This window comes from Geodermatophilus sp. SYSU D00710 (assembly GCF_054050195.1).
On the sequence record NZ_JBJGYX010000009.1, the window covers coordinates 116,897 to 128,231 of the forward strand.

13 protein-coding genes and 1 tRNA gene are annotated in these 11,335 nt (G+C 76.6%); 10 read left to right on the forward strand and 4 right to left on the reverse strand.

Annotated elements, in window-relative coordinates; translation table 11 throughout:
* Positions 1 to 63 precede the first annotated feature (63 nt).
* A complete protein-coding gene (locus tag ACI78U_RS06580) occupies positions 64 to 897 on the reverse strand; it encodes a hypothetical protein (RefSeq protein ID WP_456874482.1) in 834 nt (277 codons plus the stop codon).
* Between the two features lie 243 nt (positions 898 to 1,140).
* Here ACI78U_RS06580 and ACI78U_RS06585 point away from each other — a divergent pair.
* The 4 genes from ACI78U_RS06585 to ACI78U_RS06600 all read left to right on the forward strand — a co-directional run bounded on the left by ACI78U_RS06585 (position 1,141) and on the right by ACI78U_RS06600 (position 3,215).
* Positions 1,141 to 1,217 (forward strand) — tRNA-Met (locus tag ACI78U_RS06585).
* A gap of 101 nt (positions 1,218 to 1,318) precedes the next feature.
* Positions 1,319 to 1,594, forward strand: a complete 276-nt coding sequence (locus ACI78U_RS06590) for a GNAT family N-acetyltransferase (protein ID WP_456874483.1) — start codon at positions 1,319 to 1,321, stop codon at positions 1,592 to 1,594.
* Between the two features lie 125 nt (positions 1,595 to 1,719).
* Entirely contained in the window at positions 1,720 to 3,030 is a 1,311-nt protein-coding gene (locus ACI78U_RS06595; RefSeq protein ID WP_456874484.1) for a cytochrome P450, read from the forward strand.
* The gene (locus ACI78U_RS06600; protein WP_456874485.1) at positions 3,030 to 3,215 is read left to right on the forward strand and encodes a ferredoxin; all 186 of its coding nucleotides are present in this window, start codon (positions 3,030 to 3,032) and stop codon (positions 3,213 to 3,215) included. Before ACI78U_RS06595 ends, ACI78U_RS06600 begins: the two co-directional genes overlap by 1 nt.
* Positions 3,216 to 3,223: 8 nt before the next feature.
* On the opposite strand, the gene ACI78U_RS06605 is transcribed toward ACI78U_RS06600, so the two are convergent.
* Both ACI78U_RS06605 and ACI78U_RS06610 read right to left on the reverse strand, forming a co-directional pair.
* Positions 3,224 to 4,372, reverse strand: coding sequence for a cystathionine gamma-synthase (locus ACI78U_RS06605; protein WP_456874486.1), 1,149 nt, complete (start codon positions 4,370 to 4,372; stop codon positions 3,224 to 3,226).
* Entirely contained in the window at positions 4,369 to 5,766 is a 1,398-nt protein-coding gene (locus tag ACI78U_RS06610) for a cystathionine beta-synthase (RefSeq protein ID WP_456874487.1), read from the reverse strand. The genes ACI78U_RS06605 and ACI78U_RS06610 overlap by 4 nt, the downstream gene beginning before the upstream one ends.
* 145 nt (positions 5,767 to 5,911) lie before the next feature.
* On the opposite strand from ACI78U_RS06610, the gene ACI78U_RS06615 reads away from it, so the two are divergent.
* Complete coding sequence (locus ACI78U_RS06615; RefSeq protein WP_456874488.1) at positions 5,912 to 6,703, forward strand: aldo/keto reductase; 792 nt, start codon at positions 5,912 to 5,914, stop codon at positions 6,701 to 6,703.
* Between the two features lie 5 nt (positions 6,704 to 6,708).
* On the opposite strand, the gene ACI78U_RS06620 is transcribed toward ACI78U_RS06615, so the two are convergent.
* Positions 6,709 to 7,200, reverse strand: coding sequence for a hypothetical protein (locus ACI78U_RS06620; RefSeq protein WP_456874489.1), 492 nt, complete (start codon positions 7,198 to 7,200; stop codon positions 6,709 to 6,711).
* A 98-nt stretch (positions 7,201 to 7,298) separates the two neighbouring features.
* On the opposite strand from ACI78U_RS06620, the gene ACI78U_RS06625 reads away from it, so the two are divergent.
* The 5 genes from ACI78U_RS06625 (at position 7,299) to ACI78U_RS06645 (ending at position 11,220) form a co-directional block, all read left to right on the forward strand.
* Positions 7,299 to 8,312 (forward strand): aldo/keto reductase, encoded by a 1,014-nt coding sequence (locus tag ACI78U_RS06625; RefSeq protein ID WP_456874490.1) that lies wholly within the window; start codon positions 7,299 to 7,301, stop codon positions 8,310 to 8,312.
* Positions 8,309 to 9,094, forward strand: a complete 786-nt coding sequence (locus ACI78U_RS06630; protein ID WP_456874491.1) for an alpha/beta fold hydrolase — start codon at positions 8,309 to 8,311, stop codon at positions 9,092 to 9,094. The genes ACI78U_RS06625 and ACI78U_RS06630 overlap by 4 nt, the downstream gene beginning before the upstream one ends.
* The gene (locus ACI78U_RS06635; RefSeq protein WP_456874492.1) at positions 9,091 to 9,594 is read left to right on the forward strand and encodes an XdhC family protein; all 504 of its coding nucleotides are present in this window, start codon (positions 9,091 to 9,093) and stop codon (positions 9,592 to 9,594) included. The genes ACI78U_RS06630 and ACI78U_RS06635 overlap by 4 nt, the downstream gene beginning before the upstream one ends.
* The gene (locus ACI78U_RS06640; RefSeq protein ID WP_456874493.1) at positions 9,591 to 10,934 is read left to right on the forward strand and encodes an FGGY family carbohydrate kinase; all 1,344 of its coding nucleotides are present in this window, start codon (positions 9,591 to 9,593) and stop codon (positions 10,932 to 10,934) included. The genes ACI78U_RS06635 and ACI78U_RS06640 overlap by 4 nt, the downstream gene beginning before the upstream one ends.
* A gap of 91 nt (positions 10,935 to 11,025) precedes the next feature.
* Positions 11,026 to 11,220, forward strand: a complete 195-nt coding sequence (locus ACI78U_RS06645; protein WP_456874494.1) for a hypothetical protein — start codon at positions 11,026 to 11,028, stop codon at positions 11,218 to 11,220.
* Positions 11,221 to 11,335 lie beyond the last annotated feature (115 nt).

Sequence of the window (11,335 nt, forward strand, 5' to 3'; positions counted from 1 at the left end):
GGACGGTGGACGGTGCGCGGCAGGGGCGCCGTACCTGGTGGTGCGGGCCCGGTGGGACGGGGATCAGGCCAGGCCGGCGACGGCGGCGATCACCGTGGCCGTGCGCGGGTCGGACCCTGCGGAGCGGCCGGTCAGCGCCGCGTGCGCGCAGACGTACTCGTACGTGGTGGGCACGGTCAGGGTGATCGTGTGGGAGGTGGCGCCGGTGGTCGTGGGACCGCTCTCCCCCGAGTAGAGGACCGGCTGTGCCACCGGCCTCCCGGCGTCGTCGGTGGTCTGGACGGTCAGGTCCTTGGTGTCGGCGCAGGCCGCCCGCGCGTCGTCCATGGCTGTCCCGGCGCGGAAGGCGACCACGCGCACGAGCACGTGGTCCTCGATGGCGAGCGACGAGCCCCGGGCGGCGACCTCGATCCGCACGGTGTCGCCGGCGGGACCGACCGCACGGGGGGTGAGCGTCAGGCTGGGCTCCTCCCGCTCCGCGATCGCCGATGCCGCACCCAGGACGGCCACCAGGGCGCCGGTGACCAGGACGACTCCGCCCAGCAGGACGGCGGTGCGCTGGAACTGCTGGCCGACGGCCGCGAGGACCGGGATCGTGACCCCGAGGACGGCCAGGACGACGGCGGTCGCGGTGGCCCGCGGCGAGTTGCGGACGAGCCGGGACAGGGCGTCCCCGGAGAGGCCCAGCGCGACGAGGACGCCGGTGAGGCCGCCCAGCGCGACCGGGAGGCCGGTCCGCGCCAGGTGGCGCCACGGGCCCGATCCCGGTTGCCCGGTCGGTGGCGGAGGACCGGTCTGCGGCGGGACGCCGGTCCCGAGGACGGTGCCCATCGGGGCCGCGGCGCCGGCCCGTGACCAGACGCTGGAGTCGTAGGTGCTGCCGGTCGAGGTGCTCATGGCGGTACCCCCGGTCAGGTCAGCGGAGGTCCCGCCGCCGGGCGTCCTCGCGCTGTCACCCGGGCAGGGTCGCGCCGCCCGCCGTCCGGCGACCAGCAGTCGTCGCACACCCCCGCGCCTCGACGAGCGCGTCGTCACCGCCGGCAGCGGCTCCTGCCCGCAGTGCCTCCCGGGGAGGAGGACCCCGGCCGACGGGGCCCCGCCGGCACCCGGCGCGGGCGCGTGTACAGTGGGTGCTGCCGACGCGGGGTGGAGCAGCTCGGTAGCTCGCTGGGCTCATAACCCAGAGGTCACAGGTTCGAATCCTGTCCCCGCTACCACCGCACGAGGGCCCCGGAGCAGCCGCTCCGGGGCCCTCGTCGTGTCCGGGGCCGGAACAGTGCGCCGCCCGGAGCGGTTGGCCCCGCACATGGAGCCCACCGTGCACGACGCCCCCGACGCCGAGCGCTACGAGATCCGCGACGGCGACCGCCTGCTCGGTCTGGCCGCCTACCGGCGCCGCGGCGACGACGTGGTGTTCACCCACACCGAGGTCGACCCGCAGGCCGAGGGCTCCGGCCTCGGCGGCACGCTGGTCCGCGGCGCCCTGGACGACGTCCGGACGCGGGGCCTGCGCGCCGTGCCGCACTGCTCGTTCGTGCGCGGCTGGATCGAGCGTCACCCCGAGTACCAGGACCTGGTCGCCCACGACTCCTGAGGCACGGGAGCCCCGGCGATCCGGCCGGTCCTGATCCGTACGACGCGCCGGGAGTGTGTTGCCCCTCACGCGATCGGCTCTCTAGCGTGCGGTCAACGGTGACCGTTCCGACGAGGGAGTCGTCCGTGACCATCGCTGCCGTCCCCCCGGCCGACGCCGGCGGGATCGACCCGGCCGACGTCGACCTGGCGACCGTCGACCTGTCCGACCGGGACTGGTGGACGACGCCGCCGGCGTACCGGCACGCCGCCTTCGACCGGCTGCGGCGCGAGCGCCCGTTCGCCTTCTTCGCCGAGCCCGACCTCCCCGGGATCCCGGCCGGGCCCGGCTACCACGCGGTCACCCGCTACGCCGACCTGGAGGCGATCAGCTCCCAGCCGGCGGTCTTCTGCTCGGGCCGCGGCGCGGTGTCGATGCAGGACGTCCCGGCCGAGCTGCACGAGTTCTACGGCTCGCTGATCAGCATGGACGACCCGCGGCACGCCAAGATCCGCCGGATCGTCTCGAAGACGTTCACGCCGCGGATGCTCGAGCGGACCCTGGACTCCGTGCGCGCCGTCGTCGACGACGTGCTGGCCCGCGCCCGGGCGACGGCCGAGGCGAACGACGGCGTCATCGACGTCGTCGCCGACATCGCCGCGCCGATCCCGCTGCGGGTCATCTGCGACATGATGGGCGTCCCCGAGGACGACCGGCCGGCCGTGCTGGCCAACTCCAACGTCATCCTGTCCGGCGGCGACCCCGAGCTCATCGAGAACGACGACCCGCTGACCGCGTTCCTCACCGCCGGCATGGAGATGGCCGCGCTGATGGAGCGGCTGGCGGCCGAGCGGCTGGCCGAGCCGCGCGACGACCTCACCACCGCGCTGGTCACCACCGAGGTCGACGGGGAGCAGCTCTCGCACCAGGAGATCGCGTCGTTCTTCATCCTGCTGCTGGTCGCCGGCAACGAGACCACCCGCAACGCCATCTCGCAGGGCCTGCTGGCGCTGTCGGAGCACCCCGACCAGTGGGCGCGGTGGGCCGCCGACCCCGGGCTGGACCGCACCGGCGTCGAGGAGGTGGTCCGCTGGGTCAGCCCGGTGACCTGGATGCGGCGCACCGCCACGCAGGACGGCGAGATCGGCGGCCACCGCTTCACCGCCGGCGAGAAGTTCCTGCTGTTCTACGCCGCGGCCAACCGCGACCCCGAGGTGTTCGCCGACCCCCAGCGCTTCGACGTCGGGCGCGACCCCAACCCGCACGTCGGCTTCGGCTCCAAGGGCCCGCACTTCTGCCTGGGCGCGCACCTGGCCCGCCGCGAGCTGCAGGTGACCTTCCGCGCCGTCTTCGAGCAACTGCCCGACCTCGAGGTCACCGGCCCGCCGCACCGGCTGGCGTCCTCGTTCGTCAACGGCCTCAAGCGGCTCCCGGCACGGCTCGGCGGCGAGCGCTGATGCGCGTCTCCGCCGACCGGGAGGTGTGCGTGGGCTCGGGCCAGTGCGAGCTGCTCGCCCCCGACGTCTTCGAGGTCGACGACGACGGCGCCGTCCGGGTGCTGCAGGAGCACCCGGACGACGTCGACGCCGCGCGGGACGCGGTGTCCCAGTGCCCGACCGGGGCGCTCGCGCTCGCTGACTGACCGGCGGGTCAGGCCAGCGCCTGCTCCAGGTCGGCGAGCAGGTCGTCGGCGTCCTCGATGCCCACCGACAGCCGCACCAGGTCGGCCGGCACCTCCAGCGGGGAGCCGGCGGCGCTGGCGTGGGTCATGCGGTGCGGGTGCTCGATGAGCGACTCGACGCCGCCGAGGGACTCGGCCAAAGTGAACAGCCGCGCCCGCTCGCACACCCGCAACGCGGCCTCCTCGCCGGCGGCCAGCCGGAACGACAGCATCCCGCCGAAGCCCGACATCTGCTTCGCGGCGATGTCGTGGCCGGGGTGGTCGGGCAGGCCGGGGTAGAGGACGGCCGACACCGCGTCGTGCCCGAGCAGGAACTCGGCGATGCGGCCGGCGTTGGCCTGGTGCCGGTCCATGCGGACGCCGAGGGTCTTGATGCCGCGCACCACCAGCCAGTCCGACAGCGGCCCGGACACCGCGCCCATCGCGTTCTGGTTGAAGACCAGCTGCCCGGCGAGGTCGTCGTCGCGGACGACCAGCGCCCCGCCGACGACGTCGGAGTGCCCGCCGAGGTACTTGGTGGTCGAGTGCACGACGACGTCGGCGCCCAGGGTCAGCGGCCGCTGCAGGTAGGGCGAGGCGAAGGTGTTGTCCACGACCAGGATCGCGCCGGCCTCGTGCGCGATCTCGGCGGTCAGGGCGATGTCGGCGACGTTGAGCAGCGGGTTGGTCGGCGTCTCGCACCAGACCACCCGGGTGCTGCTCGGCCGGATCGCGGCGCGCAGGGCGTCGGGGTCGTTGAGGTCGGCCGGGGTGTGCTCGACGCCCCAGCGCGAGACCACCTTCGAGATGAGCCGGAACGTGCCGCCGTAGGCGTCGCCCCCGAGGACGACGTGGCTGCCCGGCTCGCACACGGTGCGCAGCAGGGTGTCCTCGGCGGCCAGGCCGGAGGCGAACGCCAGGCCCGCGGTGCCCTCCTCGAGCGAGGCCAGCAGCTCCTGCAGGGCGTCGCGGGTGGGGTTGGCGCTGCGGGCGTACTCGTAACCGTTGCGCAGCCCGCCGACGCCGTCCTGCTTGAAGGTGGTGGCCAGGTGCAGCGGGACGACGACCGCGCCGGTGGCGGGGTCGGGGTCCTGCCCGGCGTGGATGGCGCGGGTGTCGAAGCCGGAGAACTCGGTCACCGGGTCACCCCGGCGAGGTGGCCGAGCACGTCCTGCCGGGTGACGACGCCGGCGGGCTTGCCGTCGACGTGCACGATGAGCGCGTCGGCCTCGCCGAACTCGGCCACCGCGGCGCTGACCGGCTCGCCGGACCCGATGATCGGCAGCGGCGCGGACATGTGCTTCTCCACCCGGTCCGACAGCGACGCCCGCCCGGCGAACAGCGCGTCGAGCAGCACCTTCTCGTCGACCGAGCCGACCACCTCGCCGGCGGTCACCGGCGGCTCCGCCTTCACCACGGGCATCTGGCTGACGCCGTACTCGCGCAGGATGTCGATCGCGTCGCGCACCGTCTCGTTGGGGTGGGTGTGCACGAGCACGGGGGTGGCGCCGGCCCCGTTGCGTGACTTGGCCTCGAGCAGCTCGCCGACGGTCTCCCCGCCGGTGGTCACGTCGAGGAAGCCGTAGTCGGCCATCCACTGGTCGTTGAAGATCTTGTTCAGGTAGCCGCGGCCGCCGTCGGGCAGCAGCACGACGACGACGTCGTCCTTGGTCAGCTTCTCGGCCGCGTGCAGCGCGCCGGCGACGGCCATGCCGCAGGAGCCGCCCACGAGCAGGCCCTCCTCGCGCGCCAGCCGGCGGGTCATGTGGAACGAGTCGGCGTCCGACACCGGGACGATCTCGTCGGCGATGCCGCGGTCGTAGGCGTCGGGCCAGAAGTCCTCACCGACGCCCTCGACCAGGTAGGGCCGGCCGGTGCCGCCGGAGTACACCGACCCCTCCGGGTCGACGCCGACCACGCGGACGCGGCCGTCGGAGGCCTCCTTGAGGTAGCGGCCGATGCCGCTGATCGTGCCGCCGGTGCCCACGCCGGTGACGAAGCAGGTCACCTTCCCCTCGGTCTGCTGCCAGATCTCCGGGCCGGTGGTCTCGTAGTGAGAGCGCGGGTTGGCCGGGTTGGCGTACTGGTCGGGCTTCCACCCGCCGGGGGTCTCGCGGGCCAGCCGGTCGGAGACCGAGTAGTAGGAGCGCGGGTCGGCCGGGTCGACGGCGGTCGGGCAGACGTGCACCTCGGCGCCGTAGGCCCGCAGCACGTTGATCTTGTCCTGGCTGACCTTGTCGGGGCAGACGAACACGCACCGGTAGCCGCGCTGCTGGGCGACCAGCGCCAGCCCGATGCCGGTGTTGCCGCTGGTGGGCTCGACGATCGTCCCGCCGGGCTTGAGCTCCCCGCTGGCCTCGGCGTCGTCGACCATGCGCACGGCGATCCGGTCCTTCACCGAGCCGCCGGGGTTGAGGTACTCGACCTTGGCCAGCACCAGGGGGGCGTCCGGCCCGAGGTCGCGGGTGACCCGCGACAGCCGGACCAGCGGCGTGCCGCCGATCAGGTCGACGACGGACTCGGCGTACTGCACTCGGACCTCCTCGGCGGCGCCCCGGGCGGGTGCTCGCCGCTCCATCCCACCACCCGGGACGGGCGGGGGCGCGCGGGCCGGTCCCGGGCGGTGCGACGGCGGGCCCGCGGGTGTCGGCGGCGGCCGGCGCGGGCAGGGCAGCGGCATGACCGACGCCGCCCCTGACGCCGTCCCCGCCGCTCCGCTCGACGGCGGCGGCGCGATGCCGCTGCTCGGGTTCGGCACCTGGCAGCTGACCGGTGCGGCCTGCTACGACGCCGTCCGGACCGCCCTGGACGCCGGGTACCGGCACCTGGACACCGCGACGATGTACCGCAACGAGGCCGAGGTCGGGCGGGCGCTGCGCGACTCCGGCGTCGACCGCGACGAGGTGTTCGTGACCACCAAGCTGCCGCCCCGGGAGGCCGGCCGGGCCGAGCAGACCCTGACCGCGTCGCTGGCCGCGCTCGGCCTGGACGCGGTCGACCTGTGGCTGGTGCACTGGCCGCCCGGCGGCGCGGGGGAGCAGCTGTGGGAGCGGTTCGTCGCCGCCCGGGAGGCCGGTCGCGCCCGCGCCGTCGGCGTCAGCAACTACTCGCTGCAGCAGGTCGACCGGCTGACGCAGGCCACCGGGGTGACGCCGCAGGTCAACCAGGTCAGCTGGGCGCCGGCGCTCTACGACGCCGCCGTCGAGGCCGGGCACCGGGAGCGCGGCGTCGTCCTCGAGGGCTACAGCCCGTTCAAGAACACCGACCTGCGCGACCCGGTGCTGCGGGAGGTCGCCGACGCGCACGGCGTCACCCCGGCGCAGGTGGTGCTGCGCTGGCACGTCGAGCACGGGGTCGTCGTCATCCCCAAGTCGGCCACCCCGGAGCGGATCCGGGCCAACCTCGCGATCGGGGGCTTCTCGCTGACCGGGGAGGAGGTGGCCCGCGTCGACGGCCTGGCGCGGCGCTGAGCGCGTCAGGCGCGCCCGGTCACCGGCGGTCGGGGCCGGCCGGCCAGGGCGGGCCGGACGTCGACCATCGGCGCGACCAGTCCCGTGGTCGGCCGCCGGACCGGAGCCGGGCCCGGCCTGGCGGTGCGGCGCCGGCGTCGCGACCGCAGCGCGGTGAGCAGGTCCAGCAGGGTCAGGGCCGATGCCCCGACGATCACGTTGCCGAGCCGGCGCTCGCGCTCGCCGCTGCGGTTGGCCAGCGCGACGCCCATCGCGGCCAGGTCGACGGCGTCGCCCAGGACGCGGGTCCACGCCCAGCCGGGACGGCCGGCGAGCAGGCCGGCGGCGTGGGCGAGCTCCCGGGCGCCGACGGCGGTGATGACCGGCAGCGCGACGGGGGAGTCGTCGACCCCGGCGAGGCGGGCGACGCCCTGCGGCGAGACGAGCATCGAGGTGCCCAGGCCCAGGCTGGCCAGGCCGAGCAACCGGGCCGTGCGTCGGCCGGAACGCGCGCTCATCGGTCCTCCCGGGGGTCGCTGTCCCGGGCGGCTACCCGGGTGCCGGGCGGGGAAACGGCCGGTGGCGTGCGGTCGCCGGCCGGGACGAGGATGCGGGCATGACCTCTCCCACCGGTCCGCGCACGCTCGGCCGCGACGGCCTGACCGTCTCCGCGCTGGGGCTGGGCTGCATGGGCATGAGCCAGATGTACGGCGCGGCCGACCGCGCCGAGTCGCTCGCGACGATCCACCGGGCCCTCGACCTGGGGGTGACGTTCCTCGACACCGCCGACGTCTACGGCGACGGGCACAACGAGGAGCTGGTCGGCGAGGCGATCCGCGGCCGCCGCGACGAGGTGCAGCTGGCGACCAAGTTCTCGCTGCGGCGCAACGACCGCGGGGGCATGGACATCGACGGCCGGCCGGAGAACGTGCGCGCCTGCGCCGAGGCGAGCCTGCGCCGGCTGGGCGTCGACGTGATCGACCTCTACTACCAGCACCGGGTCGACCCGCGGGTGCCGATCGAGGACACCGTCGGGGCGATGGCCGGGCTGGTGGAGCAGGGCACGGTGCGGTTCCTCGGGCTGTCGGAGGCCTCCGCGGCGTCGGTCCGGCGGGCGGCCGCGGTCGCCCCGATCGCGGCGCTGCAGAGCGAGTGGTCGCTGTGGACCCGCGACGTGGAGGCCGAGGTCCTCGGCGTCGCCCGCGAGCACGGCATCGGCGTCGTCCCGTTCAGCCCCCTGGGCCGCGGCTTCCTCACCGGGGCGATCCGCAGCCCCGCGGACTTCGCCGACGACGACTGGCGGCGCGGCCACCCGCGCTTCACCGGGGAGGCGTTCGCGGCCAACCTGCGGCTGGTCGACGCCGTCCGGGCGCTGGCGGAGGAGAAGGGGTGCACGCCCGGGCAGCTCGCGCTGGCCTGGGTGCTGGCGCAGGGCGGGGACGTCGTGCCGATCCCCGGCACCAAGCGGCGCCCGTACCTGGAGGAGAACGCCGGGGCGCGCGCGGTGTCGCTGTCGGAGGACGACCTGCGGCGGCTCGGCGAGATCGCGCCGCCCGGGGTCGCGCAGGGCGGCCGGTACGCCGACGCCTCCTACGCCTACGGCGACAGCCCGGAGCGGGGCGCCGCGTGACCGCGACGAGGGTCCCGCTGCGGGTCCCCGGCGCCGACGGCGTCGCGGTCGCGGTGCACCGGTGGGGGGAGCCGGGCGGGCTCCCGCCGGTCTACCTGCAGCACGGCTTCGTCGCCGACACCCGGCTCAACTGGGTGGGCACGGGGACGGTCGCGGTCCTGCTGGCGGCCGGGCGGGAGGTCGTCGGGGTCGACGCCCGCGGGCACGGGCGGTCGGACAAGCCGCACGACCCCACCGCCTACGGCGAGCCCCGGATGGCCGACGACCTGCGGCGGGTGGCCGACGCGCTCGGTCACGACGCGTTCGACCTGGTCGGCTACTCGATGGGGGCGACGGTGGCGATGCTGGTCGCCGTCGCCGACCGGCGGGTGCGCCGGCTGGTGGTCGGCGGCGCCGGAGCGGCGTTCGTCGAGCGCGGCGGTGCCGAGCGCCGCGCCGGGCTGATGGCCGCGCTGGCCGCCGCGCTCGAGGCGGCCGACGTCGCCGACGTCCGCGATCCCCGGACCGTCCTGTTCCGCCGGATGGCCGACGCCATGGACGCCGACCGGCGCGCGCTGGCCGCGCACGCCCGCGCGGTGCACGCCACCGGTGCCGACCTGGCCGCCATCACCGCGGCCACGCTCGTCCTCGCCGGCGACGCCGATCCGCTGGCGGCCCGCCCGGAGACGCTCGCCGCGGCCATCCCCGGCGCCCGGCTGCGGATCGTCCCGGGCGACCACACGACCGTGCTCCGGACGCCGGCCTTCGCGTCGGCGATCGCCGGGTTCCTGGGGGAGCCGTGACCGATCCGACCTGCGGCGTCGCCCACGGCGCCCCGGCCCCGGAGGCGACCGGGCGGGTGCTCGTGGCGGTGTTCGACTCGCCGGTGGCCGCGGTGCTGCTGCGGTGGGCACCGGAGCTGGGGTTCCGCACCCTGCTGCTCGACCCGGACCCCGGCCGCGGCGCCGGCGTCGTGTCCCTCGACGGCGTCCCGGGCGACCTGTCCTCCGCCGACGTCGTGGTCACCGACCACCACCGGCCCGAGCTCGGCGAGGTGCTGCGCGACGCGCTGGCCCGGCGGGTGCGCTGGGTCGGCGTCATGGGCAACCCCCGCCACGAGGGACCGCACGTCGCGGCGCTGGCCGCGCTCGGTGTCCCACCGGAGGAGGTGGCCCGCGTGCACCGGCCGATCGGCCTGGACATCGGCTCGCGCACGCCGGCGGAGATCGCGCTGAGCACGCTGGCGGGGCTGCTCGCCGACCGCAACGGCCGCTCCGGCGGGTCCACCCACCGCCCGCGGTGAGCGCCGTCCTGCTCGGCGCCGACCTGGGCACCAGCGGTCTGAAGCTGGTGGCGCTGGGCGAGGACGGCCGGCTCGTCGCCGAGGCGGAGGCCGGCTACCCGGTCGAGAGCCCGCACGAGGGGTGGGCCGAGTGCGCCGTCGGCACCTGGCGGGCGGCGCTGGACGACGCGCTGGCCCGGCTGCTGCCGGAGCTCGACGGGCGGCCGGTGGCCGGGCTCGGCCTGTCCGGCCAGATGCACGGCACGGTCCTGGTCGACGACGCCGGCGCCGCGCTCGGCCCCGCGGTGCTGTGGCCGGACCGGCGGGCCGCTGCCGAGGTCGCCCGCTGGCGCGCGCTGCCGGCCGCCGACCGCGCGGCGCTGGCCAACCCGCTGGTCCCCGGGATGACCGGTCCGGTGCTCGCCTGGCTGGCCGCGCACCGGCCGGACCGGGTCGCCCGCGCGGCCGCCGTCCTGCTGCCCAAGGACGCGCTGCGGGCGGCCCTGCTGCCCGGCTCCGACCCGCGGGTCACCGACCGCAGCGACGCCTCGGCGACGCTGCTGTGGGACGTCGTCGCCGACGGCTGGTCCGACGCCGCCCGGGCTGCGGCGGGGGTGCGCGCGGACCTGCTGCCCGCGGTGCGGCCCTCGGCGGAGGTCGCGGGCGGCGCCGTGCTCGGCGGTGTGGAGGTGCCGGTCGTCGTCGGCGGTGCGGACACCCCGTTGGCGATGCTGGCCGCCGGTGCCGGTGCGGCGCTGCAGGTCAACCTCGGCACCGGCGCGCAGGTGCTGCGCCCGGGCTGGACGCCCGCCCCCGCCGACGACCCGCCCGTGCACGGCTACGCCGACACCGGCGAGGGCTGGTACGCGATGGCCGCGCTGCAGAACGGCGCCTCGGCCTGGGCGTGGGTGGCCGGCGTGCTCGGCGTCCCGTCCGCGGAGCTGTTCGACCTGGCGGGGACGGCGCGGCCCGGCGCCGGGGGAGCGGTGTTCCGGCCGTTCCTCACCGGTGAGCGCGGCGGCGTCGCCGGGCCCGACGACCGCGCCGCCTGGACCGGGCTGTCGGCCGGGACCACCCGCGCCGACCTGGCCCGGGCCGCGGTCGAGGGGGTGCTGTCGGCCGTGGCGGCCGCCGCCGCGCTGCTCGGCGGAGCGCCGGACGACCCGGCCGTCCTCACCGGCGGCGGGGGGCGTTCCCCGCTGGTCCGGCAGGTGCTGGCCGACCTGCTGGAGCGGCCGGTGACGTACCTGCCGCTGCGCAGCGCGTCGGCGGTCGGCGCGGCCGTGCTGGCCGGTCGCGGCGTGGGCCGGCCGGTGGAACCCGAGCGGTCGCCGTCGCCGCCGGTGCTGCCGCGCACCTGACCGGCCCGGTGCCGCGGAACGGTGCCCCGGCGCCGGCCGTTGACCGGGACGAGGGGCCCGCCAGGGGGCCCGGCGAGAGGAGACGCACGACATGGCGTCGGTGTTCGACAAGGTGGCCCAGTTCGCCCGCAGCCCGAAGGGCCAGCAGGCCCTGCGGCAGGTGTCGGAGAAGGCACAGCAGATGGCCAAGGACCCCAAGACCAAGGCCCGGATCGACGACGCCCGCCGCCGGTTCTCCGGCGGGCGCGGCACCGGCACCGGCGGCGGGACCACCCCCACCGCCTGAGACGGCGTTCCGCCGGGGGGGGGGGGGGGGGGGGGGGGGGGGGGGGGGGGGGGGGGGGGGGGGGGGGGGGGGGGGGGGGGGGGGGGGGGGGGGGGGGGGGGGGGGGGGGGGGGGG

What these genes read in the sequence shown, in the direction of transcription:
- ACI78U_RS06615 (WP_456874488.1), top strand. Translation starts at nt 5,912, where the DNA reads ATGACCGACGCCGCCCCTGACGCCGTCCCCGCCGCTCCGCTCGACGGC.
- ACI78U_RS06580 (WP_456874482.1), bottom strand. Translation starts at nt 897, where the DNA reads ATGAGCACCTCGACCGGCAGCACCTACGACTCCAGCGTCTGGTCACGG.
- ACI78U_RS06645 (WP_456874494.1), top strand. Translation starts at nt 11,026, where the DNA reads ATGGCGTCGGTGTTCGACAAGGTGGCCCAGTTCGCCCGCAGCCCGAAG.
- ACI78U_RS06600 (WP_456874485.1), top strand. Translation starts at nt 3,030, where the DNA reads ATGCGCGTCTCCGCCGACCGGGAGGTGTGCGTGGGCTCGGGCCAGTGC.
- ACI78U_RS06620 (WP_456874489.1), bottom strand. Translation starts at nt 7,200, where the DNA reads ATGAGCGCGCGTTCCGGCCGACGCACGGCCCGGTTGCTCGGCCTGGCC.
- ACI78U_RS06625 (WP_456874490.1), top strand. Translation starts at nt 7,299, where the DNA reads ATGACCTCTCCCACCGGTCCGCGCACGCTCGGCCGCGACGGCCTGACC.